17 protein-coding genes and 1 pseudogene are annotated in these 17,115 nt (G+C 63.2%); 11 read left to right on the top strand and 7 right to left on the bottom strand.

All coding sequences use genetic code 11. The features are described 5' to 3' along the window. Positions 1 to 92: 92 nt before the first annotated feature. The 4 genes from AC0NIL_RS07110 to AC0NIL_RS07095 all read right to left on the bottom strand — a co-directional run bounded on the left by AC0NIL_RS07110 (position 93) and on the right by AC0NIL_RS07095 (position 2,642). Positions 93 to 965, bottom strand: coding sequence for an MBL fold metallo-hydrolase (locus AC0NIL_RS07110; protein ID WP_473572992.1), 873 nt, complete (start codon positions 963 to 965; stop codon positions 93 to 95). A 143-nt stretch (positions 966 to 1,108) separates the two neighbouring features. Further along, positions 1,109 to 1,768 carry a peroxiredoxin gene (locus AC0NIL_RS07105; protein WP_063173204.1) on the bottom strand — a complete coding sequence of 220 codons (660 nt, stop codon included), beginning with the start codon at positions 1,766 to 1,768 and terminating at the stop codon, positions 1,109 to 1,111. A 224-nt stretch (positions 1,769 to 1,992) separates the two neighbouring features. Further along, positions 1,993 to 2,358: a cell division protein ZapA gene (locus AC0NIL_RS07100; RefSeq protein WP_473572991.1), complete on the bottom strand. Its 366-nt coding sequence runs from the start codon at positions 2,356 to 2,358 to the stop codon at positions 1,993 to 1,995. Between the two features lie 11 nt (positions 2,359 to 2,369). Beyond that, positions 2,370 to 2,642 carry a DUF4164 domain-containing protein gene (locus tag AC0NIL_RS07095; protein ID WP_013529251.1) on the bottom strand — a complete coding sequence of 91 codons (273 nt, stop codon included), beginning with the start codon at positions 2,640 to 2,642 and terminating at the stop codon, positions 2,370 to 2,372. A 263-nt stretch (positions 2,643 to 2,905) separates the two neighbouring features. Here AC0NIL_RS07095 and tkt point away from each other — a divergent pair, with 263 nt between their 5' ends. From tkt to AC0NIL_RS07060, 7 genes and pseudogenes are all read left to right on the top strand, one after another. After that, entirely contained in the window at positions 2,906 to 4,897 is a 1,992-nt protein-coding gene (gene tkt, locus AC0NIL_RS07090) for a transketolase (protein WP_127366194.1), read from the top strand. A gap of 158 nt (positions 4,898 to 5,055) precedes the next feature. Continuing rightward, positions 5,056 to 6,066: a type I glyceraldehyde-3-phosphate dehydrogenase gene (gene gap / locus AC0NIL_RS07085; protein ID WP_473572989.1), complete on the top strand. Its 1,011-nt coding sequence runs from the start codon at positions 5,056 to 5,058 to the stop codon at positions 6,064 to 6,066. A gap of 218 nt (positions 6,067 to 6,284) precedes the next feature. Further along, positions 6,285 to 8,174, top strand: coding sequence for a potassium/proton antiporter (locus AC0NIL_RS07080; protein WP_013529248.1), 1,890 nt, complete (start codon positions 6,285 to 6,287; stop codon positions 8,172 to 8,174). Between the two features lie 145 nt (positions 8,175 to 8,319). Next, positions 8,320 to 9,516 (top strand): phosphoglycerate kinase, encoded by a 1,197-nt coding sequence (locus AC0NIL_RS07075; RefSeq protein ID WP_473572988.1) that lies wholly within the window; start codon positions 8,320 to 8,322, stop codon positions 9,514 to 9,516. Positions 9,517 to 9,649: 133 nt separating this feature from the next. Then, a complete protein-coding gene (locus tag AC0NIL_RS07070; RefSeq protein ID WP_473572986.1) occupies positions 9,650 to 10,675 on the top strand; it encodes a class I fructose-bisphosphate aldolase in 1,026 nt (341 codons plus the stop codon). A gap of 164 nt (positions 10,676 to 10,839) precedes the next feature. Beyond that, a complete protein-coding gene (locus tag AC0NIL_RS07065) occupies positions 10,840 to 11,580 on the top strand; it encodes a DUF899 domain-containing protein (RefSeq protein WP_027163168.1) in 741 nt (246 codons plus the stop codon). A 62-nt stretch (positions 11,581 to 11,642) separates the two neighbouring features. Further along, positions 11,643 to 12,357 (top strand): annotated as a pseudogene (locus AC0NIL_RS07060) (SGNH/GDSL hydrolase family protein). A 21-nt stretch (positions 12,358 to 12,378) separates the two neighbouring features. Here AC0NIL_RS07060 and AC0NIL_RS07055 read toward each other — a convergent pair. Further along, entirely contained in the window at positions 12,379 to 12,540 is a 162-nt protein-coding gene (locus tag AC0NIL_RS07055; RefSeq protein WP_023810961.1) for a hypothetical protein, read from the bottom strand. Between the two features lie 114 nt (positions 12,541 to 12,654). Beyond that, complete coding sequence (locus AC0NIL_RS07050) at positions 12,655 to 13,602, bottom strand: ring-cleaving dioxygenase (protein WP_473572985.1); 948 nt, start codon at positions 13,600 to 13,602, stop codon at positions 12,655 to 12,657. Between the two features lie 310 nt (positions 13,603 to 13,912). On the opposite strand from AC0NIL_RS07050, the gene AC0NIL_RS07045 reads away from it, so the two are divergent. The 4 genes from AC0NIL_RS07045 (at position 13,913) to AC0NIL_RS07030 (ending at position 16,084) form a co-directional block, all read left to right on the top strand. Next, positions 13,913 to 14,080 (top strand): hypothetical protein, encoded by a 168-nt coding sequence (locus tag AC0NIL_RS07045; RefSeq protein ID WP_013529241.1) that lies wholly within the window; start codon positions 13,913 to 13,915, stop codon positions 14,078 to 14,080. 85 nt (positions 14,081 to 14,165) lie between these two features. Next, positions 14,166 to 14,756, top strand: coding sequence for a DJ-1/PfpI family protein (locus AC0NIL_RS07040; protein WP_224620091.1), 591 nt, complete (start codon positions 14,166 to 14,168; stop codon positions 14,754 to 14,756). Between the two features lie 75 nt (positions 14,757 to 14,831). Next, positions 14,832 to 15,239 (top strand): hypothetical protein, encoded by a 408-nt coding sequence (locus tag AC0NIL_RS07035; RefSeq protein ID WP_473572983.1) that lies wholly within the window; start codon positions 14,832 to 14,834, stop codon positions 15,237 to 15,239. 125 nt (positions 15,240 to 15,364) lie between these two features. Continuing rightward, a complete protein-coding gene (locus AC0NIL_RS07030; RefSeq protein WP_013529238.1) occupies positions 15,365 to 16,084 on the top strand; it encodes a helix-turn-helix transcriptional regulator in 720 nt (239 codons plus the stop codon). Positions 16,085 to 16,147: 63 nt separating this feature from the next. Here the strand turns inward: AC0NIL_RS07030 and AC0NIL_RS07025 are convergent, their stop codons facing one another. Further along, complete coding sequence (locus AC0NIL_RS07025) at positions 16,148 to 16,843, bottom strand: DUF1013 domain-containing protein (RefSeq protein WP_013529237.1); 696 nt, start codon at positions 16,841 to 16,843, stop codon at positions 16,148 to 16,150. Between the last annotated feature and the right edge of the window lie 272 nt (positions 16,844 to 17,115).

The following is a 17,115-nucleotide window of genomic DNA, read 5'->3' as shown; positions in this document are numbered from 1 at the left end:
GCCGCTTTTTTCTTATGTGGTTGGCGAAAGCGAAGACGACATCCGATCTCCCCCGCAAGGGGGGAGATTGCAGCTTCGCCGGCAGCGATCTCTCAAAGCCCATCCAGCGGAAACTTTAGATACCGCCGGCCATTCGCCTCGGGTTCGGGCAGCCTCCCGCCATTCATGTTGACCTGCAGCGCATGCAGGATCAGCCTCGGCATCGGCAGCGTCCTGTCGCGCGCTTCGCGCAGGGCGACGAACTCGGCCTCGCTGCGGACGGCGGCAAGATGGGTGTTGGTCGCCTTCTGTATGGCGACCGTGCTTTCCCACAAGGGTTCGCGGCCGCCGGCCTGATAGTCATGACCGACGAACAGCCGCGTCTCGTCCGGCAACGCCAGTATGTCCTGGATCGAGCGCCAGAGCCGCGCGGCACTGCCGCCGGGAAAGTCCGTCCTCGCTGTGCCGCTGTCGGGCATGAACAGCGTGTCGTGGACGAAGGCGGCATCGCCGATCACATAGGTGATCGACGCCAGCGTATGGCCGGGCGAGAACAGCACCTTGACCGGAAGCGTGCCGACCGTGAAGGTTTCGCCTTCACCAAACAGCCTGTCCCACTGCGAACCGTCGGCGGGAAAATCCGGCCAGTTGTAGATCGCCTTCCACAAATTCTGGACGTCGACGACCCTGTCGCCGATCGCTGTCGGCGCTCCGGTCTTCTCCCTCAGATAGTGCGCCGCCGAGAAATGATCGGCGTGCGGATGGGTGTCGAGGATCCATTCGACCCTCAGCCCCTGCTCGCTGACGAAGTCGAGCAGGATATCGGCATTCGTCGTTGCCGTAGCACCGGATTTCTCGTCGAAATCGAGGATCGGATCGATGATGGCGCAGCGTTTCGTCGCCTGGTCGGCGACGACATACTGGATGGCCCCGGTCGGCTTGTCGTAGAAGCCGCTGACCTGCGGCCTGGCCAAAGCTACGTCCAATTCTGGCTTCCCCAACTCTCGGTCGTCAGGAATGATTTTCTCTAACGACACCCGAGAGGAGCATGGTTGTCCGCTCGGGTGAGCCAGTCAAGCATCATTTCGCTCGCGGCGACAGGAAAGCCAAAAACTGTTCCGAGGAGCGGTCAGGCAGAGGGCTGCTTGGTCTTCCGCAGATACGGCAGGATGGTCTCATAAGCGCCGAAGCGGTTGATCGCGTCCTCGTTGGAGACGGCAGCGGTGATGATGACGTCCTCGCCCTGCTTCCAGTTTGCCGGCGTCGCCACCTGATGCTTGGCGGTCAGCTGCATGGAATCGACCGCACGCAGGATCTCATCGAAGTTGCGGCCCGTGGTCATCGGGTAGGTCAGCACCAGCTTGATCTTCTTGTCCGGTCCGATGACATAGACCGAGCGCACCGTGGCATTGTCGGCCGGCGTGCGGCCTTCCGACGTCTCGCCGGCACCGCCCGGCAGCATGTCGTAGAGCTTGGCGACCTTGAGGTCCTTGTCGCCGATCAGCGGGTAGTTCACCGAATGGCCGGTCGCCGTCTTGATGTCGTCCTGCCACTTGCCGTGGCTTTCGACCGGATCGACCGAAATGCCGATGATCTTGACGTTGCGCTTCTTGAATTCGCCTTCGAGCCCCGCCATCGTGCCAAGCTCGGTCGTGCAGACCGGCGTGAAATTCTTGGGATGACTGAACAGGATCGCCCATCCGTCCCCGATCCAGTCATGGAATTTGATCGTCCCTTGCGTAGTCTCGGCGGTAAAATCCGGCGCAATGTCGTTGATACGAAGGCTCATGGTACATCTCCCCTGTAAACGGAACCCGTCGGCAGCGAGGAACGACAAGCGGCAACCCATGCCGCCATCGAGCTGCCCCGCCCGGGCATCGTTGCATCTTAGCGCAAAAATTGTGACTGCAAGACAATATGAAACTCTTGTCGGCGGCACGCGAGCATTTTTATGCTGCCGAATGCTCGGCACGCGGATGAGAGCCTGTTGGGCTGGACAGGAGAGATCCTGCCTCAGCTCTTGTTGACCGCCATTGTCACAGTCAGGTCTTCCATGCGCTGCGCCAGCGCGCTGAGCGCGTTGGTCAGCACGCTATCGCTCTTGTCGGCCTTGGTCAGAGCCTCGTCGCGGGTCTTGCGCAAGGTCAGCACTTCGCTTTCCATGCCCTTGACGCGTTTCTGCAACTCCGAGAGTTCATCCATCACCATGATGCCGGCCATCACGGTCAGCCGCTGATCGCCAATCTCGCCGAACGAGTCCTTCAGGTGTAAAACATAGCGGTCGAAACGTTCGGCAAGGTCTATCAGATGCTCTTCCTGGCCCTCGTCGCAGGCCATGCGATACTGCTTGCCGTCGATTGAAACCGTGACCTGTGCCATCGGGCCAGCTCCTATCTGTCCAACACGGCGCGGATGGTTTCCATGGCGGTCACCAAACGTCGCGAGACTTCCTTGTTGGCATCTTCCAGCCGTTCGGCGCGCGCTTCGGAATTGTCGAGTTCCTGCGCCAGCCGCGAGCGATCGGCGTTCATCCGCTGCACCTCGGCCTCGGCTTCGGAGTAGTCGCGTTCATGCTCGAGCTTGGCCGCGACGGCGTTTTCCAGCCCCTCGATGGCCTTGCCCAGCCTCGCGATGACTTCCTTGAGTGTGGCTTCCCCGGTCATGGCCTTCGTCCTGTGCCCTGCCCATCACCGAATCGTTCACGTTCAGAACGCGTTATCCCTGAAACATTAGGCACCGGGTGAAGGCAACGTCAACAAAGCTCTCGCGACTGTCCCCCGCTAACGCTAATGTAGGTCCGCCGCCGGCATCACAAGACCGGCAAATGTGCACCCGATTTGTTGACTAAAAGCCCGCGCCTGCTATGTGTCGCGCACCCTTTTCAAGGGCTCTCCCAAGCCCCCAAACCCCCACTTCTGGAGGAACCATGACGTCGCGTGAACAACATGACCGGATGGCCAATGCGATCCGCTTTCTCTCCATGGACGCCGTCGAGAAGGCAAACTCCGGCCATCCCGGCCTGCCCATGGGCTGCGCCGACATCGCCACGGTGCTGTTCACGAAGTTCCTGAAATATGATCCGAAGGCCCCCCATTGGCCCGACCGGGATCGCTTCATCCTGTCGGCCGGCCACGGTTCGATGCTGCTCTATTCGCTGCTGCACCTGACCGGCTACGAGGACATGACGATCGACCAGATCAAGCATTTCCGCCAGTTGGGCTCGAAGACCGCCGGCCATCCCGAATACGGCCATGCCACCGGCATAGAGACGACCACCGGCCCGCTCGGCCAGGGTCTCGCCAATTCGGTCGGCTTCGCGCTCGGCGAGCGCATCATGAACGCAGCCTTCGGCAACGACCTCGTCGACCATTACACCTACGTACTGGCCGGTGACGGCTGCCTGATGGAAGGTGTTTCCCAGGAAGCCATCGCGCTTGCCGGCCATCTCAAGCTCAACAAGCTGATCGTCTTCTGGGACAACAACAACATCTCGATCGACGGCCCGGTCTCGCTTGCCGACAACACCGACCAGGTCGCCCGCTTCCAGGCCTCGGGCTGGAACGCCAGCCACATCGACGGCACCGATCCGGAAGCCATCGCCTATGCCATCGAAGCCGCTCGTCACTCCGACAAGCCGACGATGATCGCCTGCAAGACGACCATCGGCTTCGGCGCTCCAACCAAGGCCGGCACCAACAAGGCGCACGGTTCGCCGCTCGGCGCCGACGAGATCGCCGGTGCGCGCAAATTCTTCAACTGGGACTCGCCGCCCTTCGAGATTCCGGCCGACATCCTTGACGCATGGCGCGCCGCCGGTAAAACCGGCGCCAAGCCGCGCACCGACTGGGAGGGACGTCTGGCCAAGGCTGAGCCCAAGTTGAAGGCCGAGTTCGAACGCCGCCTCGCCGGCAAGCTGCCGTCGAATTTCGACGCCGTCATCGCCGACTACAAGAAGAAGCTGTCGGCCGACAAGCCGAAGGTCGCCACCCGCAAATCCTCGGAAATGGCGCTGGAGGTCATCAACGGCGCCGTGCCGGAAACCATAAGCGGCTCCGCCGACCTGACCGGCTCCAACAACACCAAGACCAGCCAGACCAAGAACATCACGCCCGACGATTACGGCCAGCGTTATGTCCACTACGGCATTCGCGAACATGGCATGGCGGCCGCCATCAATGGCTTGACGCTGCATGGCGGCCTCATCGCCTATGGCGGTACCTTCCTGTGCTTCTCCGACTATGCCCGCCCGTCAATGCGTCTTGCTTCGCTGATGGGCATCCGCTCGATCTTCGTCATGACCCATGATTCCATCGGTCTGGGCGAAGACGGCCCGACCCACCAGCCGGTCGAGCATCTGGCGGCATTGCGCGCGATCCCCAACCACAATGTCTTCCGCCCGGCCGACGCGGTCGAAACCGCGGAATGCTGGCAGATCGCCCTGGAGTCGGAAAAGACGCCGTCGACCTTGGCGCTGACCCGCCAGAACCTGCCGACGGTGCGCACCGAATTCACGGCCAAGAACCTCAGCAGCCAGGGCGCCTATGAGCTGGCCGCCGCCAGCGGCGAGGCGGCGATAACGATCTTCGCCACCGGCTCCGAGGTCGAGATCGCACTTGGCGCGCGCGAGCTGTTGGAAAAGCACGGCCATCCGACCCGCGTGGTCTCGGTTCCCTGCTTCGAACTGTTCGACCAGCAGAGCGACGACTACCGCAAGAAGACGATCGGCAATGCGCCGATCAAGATGGCGATCGAAGCCGGCATCCGCCAGGGATGGGATCATCTGATCGGCTCCGATGGCATCTTCGTCGGCATGACCGGCTTCGGCGCGTCGGGCACGATCGAGCAACTCTATCCGCATTTCGGCATTACCGCCGAGGCCGCGGCCAAGGCGGCGGAAGCCCGCCTGCACGCCAAGTAAGATTCCGGGCCAGTTCGGCGAAACCGCGAAAACGGCTTCGCCGGGCTGGCTCGACTTAATCGATTTAAATCCACGCCAGTGCGGCTGGATTCTTTCTGCTTCCGCCGCTATGAAACTGCAGACCCCTCGTCCGCCCTCCAACTCCCAGGGAGAGAATTATGACCGTCAGAGTTGCCATCAACGGATTTGGCCGCATCGGCCGCAACATCCTGCGCGCTATCCATGAATCCGGCCGCAAGGACATCGACGTCGTCGCCGTCAACGACCTCGGCCCAGTCGAGACCAATGCGCACCTCTTGCGCTATGACAGCGTGCACGGCCGCTTCCCGCATGAAGTCTCGGTATCCGGCGACCAGATCACCGTCGGCAAGGAGACGTTCAAGGTCACCGCGATCAAGGACCCGACGCAGTTGCCGTGGAAGGAACTCGGCATCGACATCGCGCTCGAATGCACCGGCATCTTCACCGCCCGCGACAAGGCAGCGGCACACCTGACCGCCGGCGCCAAGCGCGTCGTCGTTTCGGCCCCTGCCGAAGGCGCCGACCTCACCGTGGTCTACGGCATCAACCACGACCAGTTGACCAAGGATCATATCGTAATCTCGAATGCCTCGTGCACCACCAACTGCCTGGCGCCGCTGGCAGCCGTGCTGCACGAAACGGTCGGCATCGAAAAAGGCATGATGACGACGATCCACTCCTACACCGGCGACCAGCCGACGCTGGACACCATGCACAAGGATCTCTACCGCGCCCGCGCCGCCGCGCTGTCGCAGATCCCGACCTCGACCGGTGCCGCCAAGGCGATCGGCCTGGTGCTGCCCGACCTCAAGGGCAGGCTCGACGGCATCTCGATCCGCGTGCCGACCCCGAACGTCTCGGTCGTCGATTTCAAGTTCATCGCCAAGCGGTCGACCACGGTGCAGGAGATCAACGAAGCGGTGATCGCCGCCTCCAACGGCAAGCTCAAGGGCATTCTCGGCGTCACCCATCACCCGAACGTGTCGATCGACTTCAACCACGATCCGCGCTCCTCGATCATGGCGCTCGACCAGACCAAGGTGATGGACGGCAACTTCGTATCGGTGCTGTCCTGGTACGACAATGAATGGGGTTTCTCCAACCGCATGGGCGACACATCGGTCGCCTTCGGCAAGACCATCGCCTGATCACAAAGCTCTCTTTTCGAGACTTGGAACGCCCGGCTTTGCCCGGGCGTTTTTCATGAGCGCAGCTTGCGCCTTCCCAAATTGTGTCCCGGGCGCCAAAACATCCGAAAATCAGCGGCATAGGCCAAAAAGCCACCCTGCCGCCTTGCACTGGTCACGTCTTCGCCCCACTCTCTCGCAAAGCAGGAGACAGACGAATTTGAGGGGCTGATTTCAGGATGGAGCATGCGATCTATCTCGTTACGCTGGTCGGCACAGCGCTTGTCGTCGCCGCCGCGTTTTCGAGCCTGATCGCCTTCCGCTTCGGCGCCCCTCTTCTGCTCCTGTTCCTCTGCATTGGCCTCGCCACCGGCACCGACGGTCTCGGCATCCAGTTCGACAATGCCCGCATCGCCTATTTTGCCGGCTCACTGGCGCTGGCCGTCATCCTGTTCGATTCCGGCTTCGGCACGCCGCTCAACGCCTTGCGGCAGGCAGCCGGCCCGGCGTTGTCGCTGGCGACCTTCGGCGTAATTCTGACCACCGGCCTGTTCGGCGCCGCCGCCCACTATCTGCTCGACCTCACCTGGCTGGAATCCTTCCTGCTCGGCGCCGCAGTCGCCTCCACCGATGCGGCCGCCGTGTTCTTCCTGCTGCGTGCCGGCGAGATCAATCTGCGTGAACGCGTGCGCTCGACGCTCGAGGTGGAATCCGGCACCAATGACCCCATCGCCATCTTCCTGACCATCACGCTGGTCGAGATCATCGCCGCTCATGCCAATCCCGAGACCAACGTCCTGGTCACCAGCCTTTTCCTCGGCTTCCTCCTCAACATGGGCCTTGGCGCTGTCGTCGGCGTGCTCGGCGGCCTCGCCATCGTGCGTCTCGTCGACCGGCTCAATCTCGACCATGGCCTGCTGCCGATCTTCGTGCTGACCTTGTCGTTGATGGTCTTTGCCGCCGCCGGCGCCATTGGCGGCTCGGGCTTCCTGGCGGTCTATATCGCCGGCCTCATCTCGGGCAATTCCGATATCCGCGCCGTCACCATCCTCAAGCGCTTCCAGGACGGCATGTCATGGCTGGCACAGATCATCATGTTCCTCATCCTCGGCCTGTTCGCGACGCCCTCGCAATTCCCGGCGATCATGGTGCCGGCGGTGCTGCTCGGCCTGTTCCTGATGTTCGTGGCGCGGCCGGTCGCCGTCTGGCTCTGCCTGATCCCGTTCCGCATGCCGCGCCCCGAAGTCGCCTTTGTCTCGTGGGTCGGCCTGCGCGGCGCGGTGTCGATCCTGCTTGCCATCACCCCGCTGCTCGGCGGGCTGGAAAATGGCCGTGTCATCTTCAACACCGCCTTCATCATCGTGCTGGTGTCGCTGGTCATCCAGGGCTGGACGGTCGGACCGCTGGCGCGCCGCCTCGGTTTGATCGTGCCGGCGCGGCTCGGACCGCTGGACAAGGTCGAGCTGGAATTGCCGGGTTCGGCCCATCACGAGCTTCTCGCCTATCGCGTCGCACCCGGCAGCCCGGTGGCGCGCGGCGAGCGCATCCCACGCTGGGCGCGACCCTCGCTGGTGCTGCGTGACGGCCGTTCGATGCGCTTCCAGGACATGGGCCGGCTCGCCGCCGGCGACCAGGTCTACATTTTCGTCCCGGATCGCTATCCGCGCCTGCTCGACAAGCTGTTCGCCAGCCGTGCCGTGGTCGATCCCGAAGATGCCGATTTCTTCGGCGCCTTCGCCGTCGATCCAGCGCGCCCCGCCGCCGAACTGGAAGCAGCCTATACGCCAGGTCTAACCGAAGCGGAGCAAAAGCTCACCGTTGGCGCACTGGTCACGGCGCGGCTCGGCGGCCATGCCGAATATGCCGACCGCGTGCTGCTCGGCCCGATAGAACTGATCGTCCGCGACGTCGACGACAAGGGGAAGATCATAGGCCTCGGCCTGTCGTTCGAGCCGACCGCGCCGGTGGCGCGGGTGCCGGTCTTCCTCAGCGCCGGAGAAATCGGCGACCGTCTTTCCGCCTTCATCCGCAATTGGCGCAAGCCGACCGAGGCGCAGGCGGACGAGGCGCGGGCGGACGAGAAACCGGCCCCGGAGCCAGCGCCGGAAAAGGCAGCAACCGAAAGCTGACAAACCCGCTATTGAGCGCTGCCATTCATCCGCCCGCCAGTGCAAGATCGTGCCCACTTCAAAATTTCGGTTCGAGCGCGCCCTAAGCCTTGCATCGTCGCCGATGCGGGGTATGGTCCCCCGGTTTTTCGCGAAAGGAACCCGCATGGCCGCCTTCAAGACACTCGACGATATCGGCAACATCAGCGGCAAGCGCGTGCTGGTGCGCGTCGACCTCAACGTGCCTGTCACTGAGGGCAAAGTCACCGACGCCACCCGCATCGAACGCATCGCACCGACCATCGCCGAGCTATCGGCCAAGGGCGCCAAGGTCATCCTGCTCGCCCATTTCGGCCGACCCAAGGATGGGCCTTCGCCCGAATTCTCGCTGGAGCCGATCGCCAAAGCCACGGCAGAAGTGCTCGGCCGCCCCGTCGGTTTCGCCTCGGATTGCGTCGGCGACACGGCCGGAAGCGCTGTCGCCGCCATGAACAAGGGCGACGTGCTGCTGCTCGAAAACACTCGCTTCTACAAGGCCGAAGAAAAGAATGACCCGGCCTTCACCGAAAAACTCGCCGCCAATGGCGATATCTTCGTCAACGACGCCTTCTCGGCCGCGCACCGCGCGCATTCTTCGACCGAGGGACTGGCGCATCTGTTGCCTGCTTTTGCCGGCCGCACCATGCAAGCCGAGCTTGAGGCGCTGGAGAGAGGTCTGGGAAAACCGGTCCGTCCGGTCGTCGCCATTGTCGGCGGCGCCAAGGTCTCGACCAAGATCGATCTGTTGATGAACCTGGTGAAGAAGGTCGACGCGCTGGTCATCGGCGGCGGCATGGCCAACACCTTCCTCGCCGCGCGCGGCACCGATGTCGGGAAATCGCTGTGCGAGCATGATCTCGCCTCAACCGCCAAGCAGATCATGATCGAGGCGGCCGAGGCCGGCTGCGCCATCATCCTGCCGGTCGACGGCGTCGTCGCCAGGGAGTTCAAGGCGGGCGCGGCCTGCGAGACCGTCGCCATCTCCGATGTGCCGGCCGACGGGATGATCCTCGATGTCGGCGCCAAAACCGTGACGACCATCGGCGAATGGATCGACCGCGCCGCGACACTGGTCTGGAACGGCCCGCTCGGCGCCTTCGAGATCGCGCCCTTCGACCATGCGACGGTGGCGGCGGCCAAGCATGCGGCGTCGCGCACCAAGGAAGGCAAGCTGGTCTCGGTCGCAGGCGGTGGCGATACGGTGGCGGCGCTCAACCACGCCGGCGTCGCCGACGACTTCACCTATGTCTCGACCGCCGGCGGCGCCTTCCTGGAGTGGATGGAAGGCAAGCCGCTGCCCGGCGTCGATGTGTTGAAGCGCTGAGGCTCCGAGGCGATCAACACTCGGAGAGCGAACAAGGCCGCCCGAGGCTTCAATCGATTCGAGCTTTCCGATGCCATTCCTTTGGCGGTAGACTTCCGTTAAGCGCGGAATAACCGTTTCAGGAGAAGCAACAATGAGCGAACGTCTCGAAGACATTGCCGCTGCGATCGTCGCCGATGGCAAGGGCCTGCTGGCCGCCGACGAAAGTTCCGGCACCATCAAGAAGCGCTTCGACGTCATCGGCGTCGAATCGACCGCCGACAGCCGCCGCGATTACCGCGAGATGATGTTCCGCACCAGGGAGGCGATGACCCGCTACATCTCCGGCGTCATCCTCTATGACGAGACGATCCGCCAGAAGGCCGCCGACGGCACGCCGCTGGTCGACATCATCAAGGCGGCCGGCGCCATCCCCGGCATCAAGGTCGATGCCGGCGCCAAGCCGCTGGCCAGGTTTCCCGGCGACACCGTCACCGAAGGCCTCGATGGCCTGCGCGAACGGCTTGCCGACTACTACAAGCTCGGCGCCCGCTTCGCCAAATGGCGCGCGGTGATCGACATCGATATCGCCAAGGGCGTCCCTTCGGCGACCTCGATCGGCTCCAACGCTCATGCGCTCGCCCGCTATGCCGCCCTCTGCCAGGAAGCCGGCATCGTGCCGATCGTCGAACCGGAGGTGCTGATGGACGGCGCCCACGACATCGACACTTGTTACGACATTTCGAAGGCAACGCTGATCAAGCTCTATGACGAGCTCCATGCGGCGCGCGTCATGCTGGAAGGCACCATCCTGAAACCGAACATGGTGCTGGCCGGCAGGAAATCGGGCAAGGTGAGCAGCCCCGAAGAAGTCGCGGAAAAGACCATAAAACTGTTCCGCGAAACCGTGCCGGCAGCGGTGCCGGGCATTGCCTTCCTCTCCGGCGGCCAGGAAGACGAAGAGGCGACCGCCAATCTCAACGCCATCAACGCCATCGGGCCGCACCCGTGGAAGCTGACCTTCTCCTATGGTCGCGCGCTGCAGGCCGCGCCACAGAAAGCCTGGAGCGGCAAAGCCTCGAACGTTGCCGCCGGCCAGGCCGCCTTCACCCATCGCGCCCACATGAACCATCTGGCAGCGCTCGGAAAATGGAAGGCGAGCCTGGAACAGGCCGCCTGATCACAGTCCTTTCTTCCTCCTTCGAACCCGGGCCGATGCGCCCGGGTTTTTTGTTTGTGACTTGCAGGGCTTGGGGCGGAGCCTCTCCGTCCTTATTTCCTCTCCGGCGATGTCGGGTTGCGCCCATCCCCAACGTCCTTGGGATGACATTCAGGGAGAGGTTCATGCATCGCAACAAGATCGTTTCGCGCGAAGACTGGTTCCAGGCGCACAAGGCACATCTGGCGCGCGAGAAGGAACTGACGCGGCTCCGCGAGCGGATCGCCGCGGAACGGCGTGAACTGCCCTGGCTGAAGATCAGGAAAGACTATGTCTTCGAGACCGAACAAGGGCCAAACAGACTGACCGACCTGTTTGGCACTAACAGCCAGCTGATCGTCTATCACTTCATGTTCGGGCCGGGCTGCACCCATCATTGCGAGGGCTGCTCATTCCTTGCCGACCATATCGACGGCGCCAATCAGCATCTGCGGCATCACGACGTGTCGCTGGTCGTGGTTTCGCGCGCTCCCCTGGCGGAACTTCTGCCTTACAAGCAGCGCATGGGCTGGAAGTTCGACTGGGTGTCGTCCTATGCCTCGGATTTCAACTTCGACATGCAGGTCTCCTTCACCGACAAGCAGATCGCCGACGGCTGCACCACCTACAATTTCGAGACCCGTCCACGGACATCGAAGGAGCTTCCCGGCACCAGCGTCTTCTACCGGGACGAGGCCGGTGACATCTTCCTCACCTTCATGTCGCGCGCCCGCGGCGGCGAGGCGCAGATCGGCGCCTACGACTATCTCGACATGACGCCGAAGGGCCGCAACGAGAACGGGCCCTATCACGGCCTGATGGATTGGGTGCGGCTGCACGATGAATATCAGGGCAAGCAGGCGGGGCAGGCAAGTTGCTGCGATTGAAGATCGTTCCCGTCGGCCAAAACATGCGCTAAGGCTGCCGCTGATCGTTTAACGGTACTGCCATGCGCTTCCCGGCCCTACTCACCTGGCTCGCCTTCCCGGTCTATATCTGGCAGGGCCTCGGCGTGCGACGCCGCACCACGCGCATGCTGCCGGCGCAAGGGCCGGTCATGCACGAAATATCAGGCGCAGCACCGGCAATCTCGCTTCTGGTGCTGGGCGATTCCTCCGCCGCTTCGGTCGGCATCGGCAATTCGGAAGACGGGCTTGCCGCGCAACTCGCCGTACTGATTTCACAAAGCACCGGCCCGCGCCGTGCGCTGGCGGGCGGCCGGCTTCAATTCGGCAACGTCCGGCCAGATCCGCGACCATGTGCTGCCCAATCAGTCGGCCGATCCGTGGACGCATATCGTGCTGGCCATCGGCACCAACGACACCAAGAATTTTCACTCCGTGCCGCGCTTCAAGAAGGAGTTCGGTGGCCTGCTCTACGGCCTGCGCGCCAAATGGCCGCAAGCGCGCGTGGTGTGGTCGCCGGTGCTGGAGTTCACGCGGGCGCCAGCCATGCCACCGCTGCTCGGAAAGATCCTTGAGATCCGCGCCACCGACATGAACCGGATGGGCGAACGCCTTTGCCTGGAGCGCGGCGCGGTGCCGGCGTCGCGCCTGCCGATCACCAATCCGGAAGCCGGCTTTGCCTCGGACGGCTTTCACGCCTCGGAAGCAGGCTACCGGGCCTGGGCCGAGCATCTGGTCGGCCCGGTGCTTGGCCATTGAGCAGCGACGACAAGTGCCGTCCTACGTCAAATGCCCGAGCACGGCCGCCAGTGAAATCGCGGCCATGGCGAGCAGTGCCAGCTTCCAGAAATCACCGCGTCGCTTGAGGCCTGGCCAGCCAAGCGGCTTGATCAGTTGAATGACCATGAAACCGACGATGACAAGGGCGAGGAATTTCGTCATGCCGCCTTTGACCAGCAACGCGCCCGGCTGTCAAAGCACGTCGTTCATTGCCTGAGAAAGAACGGACGCCGAGATCCCGAACCGGAACGCGGCGCCCTTTGACCGGCAAACGATCTACTTCAGCGGCTTGAGGCCGGCCTCGATCGAAGCGCGCTTCGGTTCGAGGAATGGCGGCAGGGCGAGGCTTTCCCCCAGCGTATCCAGCGGCTCGTCGGCGGTGAACCCCGGCCCATCGGTTGCGATCTCGAACAGGATGCCGTTCGGCTCGCGGAAGTAGAGCGAACGGAAATAATAGCGCTCGACCTCGCCGCTCGACGGCAGCCGGAACTCGGCCAGCCGCGCCGTCCATTGATGCAGCGTTTCCTGGTCCGGCGCCCTGAAGGCAACATGGTGAACCGCACCGGCACCTTGCCGTGCCGGCGCCAGTCCCGGCTGCACCAGGACATGCAGCTCCGCCGCCGGCCCGCCCTCGCCCATTTCGAAGACGTGAACCTGGCCCTCCGGCGAGGCATAGTCGCGCGCCTTGCGCATGTTCATCACCGTGGTCACCACCGCCTCGGTGTTGGTGATGTCGGGAACGCTGATGACGATCGGCCCGAGCCCGCGGATCTGGTGCTCGGCCGGTACCGGGCTTTGCGCCCAGGGATGGCTGCCGCCCTTGCCGCCATCGCTGACCAGGCGCAGACGCTGGCCCTCGGGATCTTCGAAGTCCAGTGACGCATAACCGCCGATGTCGCCGATCTCTCCTGTTGCCAGGCCTTCGTCGGTCAAGTGTTGCTTCCACCAGGCAAGGCTCTCCTGGCTGCCGACCCTGAGGCTGGTCCGCACGATGCTGTGCGTGCCGCGCCGCTCGCGGCCGACCGGCCAGTCGAAGAAGGTAAGGTCGGTGCCCGGTGTCGCTTCGCCGTCGGCATAGAAGAGGTGGTAGGCCGAGGTGTCGTCCTGGTTTACGGTCTTCTTGACCAGCCGCAGACCCAGCACCTTCGTATAAAAATGAAGATTGCCAGGCGCATTGGCGGTGATGGCGGTCAGATGGTGGATACCTGTCAGTTGCAAGCTCATCGTCGTCTCCCTGCTGTTGGGGAAAGAATTTTCTCCCTCCATATCAGAACTGCGGTCACCCCGCTGAAGGCCTCGTATTCCGACAGTCCGTCGCCGGAAACTGAACAGCGGCGCCCAGTGCACGTCCTCGCTATGAACAATCGGAAGTCGCGAACCTGCCTTCGGCACCGTTCTATGCGGCGAAAAGCGATGCCTTGCCTGCGGCGCGCGCACTGGTCGCAACTATCGTCTCGCGCCTGACATCCTCCTGACAGACTGCTGTCAGGAGGGGTATGCGATAGTACCTCCATACAGAGAGAGGAGACTGGCCATGAACGGTTACACCATTCTGCGCGGCATGCAGCACTATGTCGGCAAGATCCGCACGATGCGCAACGAGATCCGCACCCAGCGGTTCATGAACTCGCTGCCGGCGGATATTCGCAAGGATATCGGCTGGCCGGACATGTATGCGGACCGTGGCCCTCGCGGCAATTGAAGCCAATTTTTCGACCCGGCGATTGGATGTGGGCGCGTCAACGCCCAGATAACAGGTCCGGTGCGTGAGGAATGGGAGCGAGCTTATGCCCGAACAGAAGACGATCGGTTTCCTTTTCATCGAAGGTTTTGCCGACTGGGAGTATGGGCTGCTGGCGGCCTCGGCGGTCGAATGGTTCGGCGCCCGTGCCGTGTCGCTGACGCCTGATGGCAACCCAGTGGCCGGGATCAGCGGCTTTCGGCTGACGCCCGATCGATCGGCCGGGGCGGATGAGAATGACGATCTCGACGCCATCGCCGTCATCGGCTCCGATGAGTGGGCCGGCAAGGCACCGCCCGATGTTGCCGATCTGCTCAATGCTGTTGCATCGCGCGGCGGCGTGGTCGGCGGCATCTGCGCCGGCACGCTGGCGCTAGCCCGCGCCGGCCTGTTCGAGAAGGCCAGGCATACGAGCAATGGCCGCGACTGGATCAATGGTCATGAGGCCGGCTATGCCGGCGACAACCTCTATCAGGATGTGCCGCATGCCATGGCCGACGGCAAAATTGTTTCCGCGCCAGGCTCGGCGCCGGGCACATTCGCGCTCGCCTTTCTGAAGACGCTCTACCCCGAAAGAGGCAGCGATCTCGCTCGGATGCGGACGCTGTTTGCCAAGGAGTATGCTGAAGCCTCCTGACAGTATGCTGTCAGGAGGGCCGTGCAATGGTGCCAGCTTCGGGCACCCGTGCATCGGCGGTCGAAAGGACGATCGATGAAGAGTTGGAACGACAGACTGAGCACACCAGGCATCAACGGCGTCAAGCCGACGCCGCGCACGATGGCCGATGTCGTCGAAGGCCAGCCTATGCTGGTGCCGACAGCGCGCCAGGTCGATGATTTCATCCGCTCGATTCCCGAAGGCGTCGAGATGGATGTGCGTGCGCTGCGTACAGCACTTGCCGTCGAGCATGGCGCCGAAGTGACATGCCCGGTCACCATAGGCTATCATCTGCGCACTGTTGCCGAAGCCGCCAACGAGGACCTCCACCGCGGCATGACGCCGAGTGACGTGGCACCGTTCTGGCGCGTGCTCGATGCGAAAACGCCGACGACGAAGAAATTGTCCTTCGGCGCGGAGTTCGTCGCCGCGCAGCGCAAGCGCGAAGGGCTGAAACCATGAGGCATGCCGCCCAAAAGTGTTCTGCGGTTTTGGGATAACGGCATGCGCGAAAACACGATGCATGCCACCCAGAGGTGGACCGGTTTCGGGCGGCATGCATAGAGACAACGCCGAGGGACCATACGATGCGCCGCGCCGACAGGCTCTTCCAGATCGTGCAGCATCTGCGCGGTGGCCGATTGGTCACCGCCCAGAAGCTCGGCACATGGCTCGAAGTTTCCGAGCGAACCATCTATCGCGACATTGCCGATTTGCAGTCGACCGGAGTGCCGATCGACGGCGAGGCCGGCGTTGGCTACATGATGAGGGAGGGTTTCGACCTTCCGCCGCTGATGTTCACGCGTGACGAAATCGTCGCGCTGGTCGCCGGCGCCCGCATGGTGCGTGCCTTTGGCGGTGCCGCCATGGCGCGGGCCGCCGACGAAGCGCTGGTCAAGATCGGCGCCGTATTGCCCGATGCGGAGAAAGACCGCATCGCCCGCACCGAGATCCACACACCGATGTGGGTGGTCAGCGACGCCGCCCGCGAGGCGATCGACCTGATCGAGCGCGCGGTCGAAAAGCGCCAGGTGCTGACCATCGACTATTCCGACGAGGCCGGCCGCGGCACCGCCCGCGATATCCGCCCGCTCGGCCTGTGGTTCTGGGGCAAGGTGTGGACGCTGGTCGCCTGGTGCGAGATGCGCGACGATTTCCGCGCCTTCCGCATCGATCGCATCGCCTCGGTGGTCATCGCCGGCCGCATCTTCAAGCCGGAGCGAGGCAAGCAGCTTGCCGACTTCTACCGCGCGGTGGAGCGCAGCGAGGACTATGGCATGGCGCCGGACCGCGCCGCGCGAAGCTGAGACCTGGCGCAGCTACAAAAAAGCCCGCTCGAAGCGGGCTTTTTCTTAGAATATCAGACAACCTCACTCGTCGTCGTCATTGTCCGTGTTCTTCGACTTCAAGGCCGAAAGCTTGGCGAACACGGCGTTGGCGTCGAGTTCGGCGTCCTCGTCCTTCGGCTTCTCGGGAGCCGGCACCAGCCGCTCGGTCAGGGCCGCCGGCAGCAGCGTGTCGCCGACCGGCTGCGCCTGTTCGCGGCCGCGCGAGGCGCGGTTGACTTCCATGTCGAGGTCGATCTGCGAGGCGAGACCCAGCGTCACCGGGTCCATCGGCTGCAGATTGGCTGAGTTCCAGTGCTTGCGCTCGCGAATCTGTTCGATCGTCGACTTGGTGGTGCCGACGAGGCGCGAGATCTGCGCGTCCTTGAGCTCGGGATGGTTGCGCACCAGCCACAGAATTGCGTTCGGCCGGTCCTGACGCTTCGACAGCGGCGTGTAGCGCGGACCCTTGCGCTTGGATTCGGGCACCCGCACCTTGGGGTCCGAAAGCTTCAGGCGCTGGTTCGGATCCTTCTCGGCACGGGCGATCTCGTCACGGGTCAGCTGTCCGGTCATGATCGGGTCCATGCCCTTGATGCCTTGCGCCGCTTCGCCGTCGGCGATTGCCTTGACCTCGAGCGGATGCAGCCCGCAGAACTGCGCGATCTGCTCGAAGGAAAGTGCGGTATTGTCGACCAGCCAGACGGCGGTCGCCTTGGGCATCAGCAGCGTATTGGCCATTTTACAAATCCTTCTCGTTCGCCCGCGTTCCCGCGCGGGCGGTGGTTTAGAGCCACCAAAATGGGAAATTCGCGGTCTGTATAACCGCTCTCGGGGCGTTTCGCAACGTTTTTGGAGCAAAGACCGGAAGCCGTGGGTACTTACCGAAAACGTTCCGCGCTCTTGAGCAGAACGACAAGCTGGCTTTGCTGGCGAGTTCCGGTCTTGGCAAAGATCGGTTGAGATAGGGGCACCCCGGTCATGCCGGAGCCGCTGCTTCCATCAGGGTTCGC

This window comes from Mesorhizobium sp. WSM1343 (assembly GCF_055901535.1).
Note: the sequence above shows the minus strand (reverse complement) of the source record. Positions and strands in the feature narration are given on the sequence as shown.

What these genes read in the sequence shown, in the direction of transcription:
- AC0NIL_RS07105 (WP_063173204.1), bottom strand. Translation starts at nt 1,768, where the DNA reads ATGAGCCTTCGTATCAACGACATTGCGCCGGATTTTACCGCCGAGACT.
- AC0NIL_RS07100 (WP_473572991.1), bottom strand. Translation starts at nt 2,358, where the DNA reads ATGGCACAGGTCACGGTTTCAATCGACGGCAAGCAGTATCGCATGGCC.
- AC0NIL_RS07095 (WP_013529251.1), bottom strand. Translation starts at nt 2,642, where the DNA reads ATGACCGGGGAAGCCACACTCAAGGAAGTCATCGCGAGGCTGGGCAAG.
- tkt (WP_127366194.1), top strand. Translation starts at nt 2,906, where the DNA reads ATGACGTCGCGTGAACAACATGACCGGATGGCCAATGCGATCCGCTTT.
- gap (WP_473572989.1), top strand. Translation starts at nt 5,056, where the DNA reads ATGACCGTCAGAGTTGCCATCAACGGATTTGGCCGCATCGGCCGCAAC.
- AC0NIL_RS07080 (WP_013529248.1), top strand. Translation starts at nt 6,285, where the DNA reads ATGGAGCATGCGATCTATCTCGTTACGCTGGTCGGCACAGCGCTTGTC.
- AC0NIL_RS07075 (WP_473572988.1), top strand. Translation starts at nt 8,320, where the DNA reads ATGGCCGCCTTCAAGACACTCGACGATATCGGCAACATCAGCGGCAAG.
- AC0NIL_RS07070 (WP_473572986.1), top strand. Translation starts at nt 9,650, where the DNA reads ATGAGCGAACGTCTCGAAGACATTGCCGCTGCGATCGTCGCCGATGGC.
- AC0NIL_RS07065 (WP_027163168.1), top strand. Translation starts at nt 10,840, where the DNA reads ATGCATCGCAACAAGATCGTTTCGCGCGAAGACTGGTTCCAGGCGCAC.
- AC0NIL_RS07055 (WP_023810961.1), bottom strand. Translation starts at nt 12,540, where the DNA reads ATGACGAAATTCCTCGCCCTTGTCATCGTCGGTTTCATGGTCATTCAA.
- AC0NIL_RS07050 (WP_473572985.1), bottom strand. Translation starts at nt 13,602, where the DNA reads ATGAGCTTGCAACTGACAGGTATCCACCATCTGACCGCCATCACCGCC.
- AC0NIL_RS07045 (WP_013529241.1), top strand. Translation starts at nt 13,913, where the DNA reads ATGAACGGTTACACCATTCTGCGCGGCATGCAGCACTATGTCGGCAAG.
- AC0NIL_RS07040 (WP_224620091.1), top strand. Translation starts at nt 14,166, where the DNA reads ATGCCCGAACAGAAGACGATCGGTTTCCTTTTCATCGAAGGTTTTGCC.
- AC0NIL_RS07035 (WP_473572983.1), top strand. Translation starts at nt 14,832, where the DNA reads ATGAAGAGTTGGAACGACAGACTGAGCACACCAGGCATCAACGGCGTC.
- AC0NIL_RS07030 (WP_013529238.1), top strand. Translation starts at nt 15,365, where the DNA reads ATGCGCCGCGCCGACAGGCTCTTCCAGATCGTGCAGCATCTGCGCGGT.
- AC0NIL_RS07025 (WP_013529237.1), bottom strand. Translation starts at nt 16,843, where the DNA reads ATGGCCAATACGCTGCTGATGCCCAAGGCGACCGCCGTCTGGCTGGTC.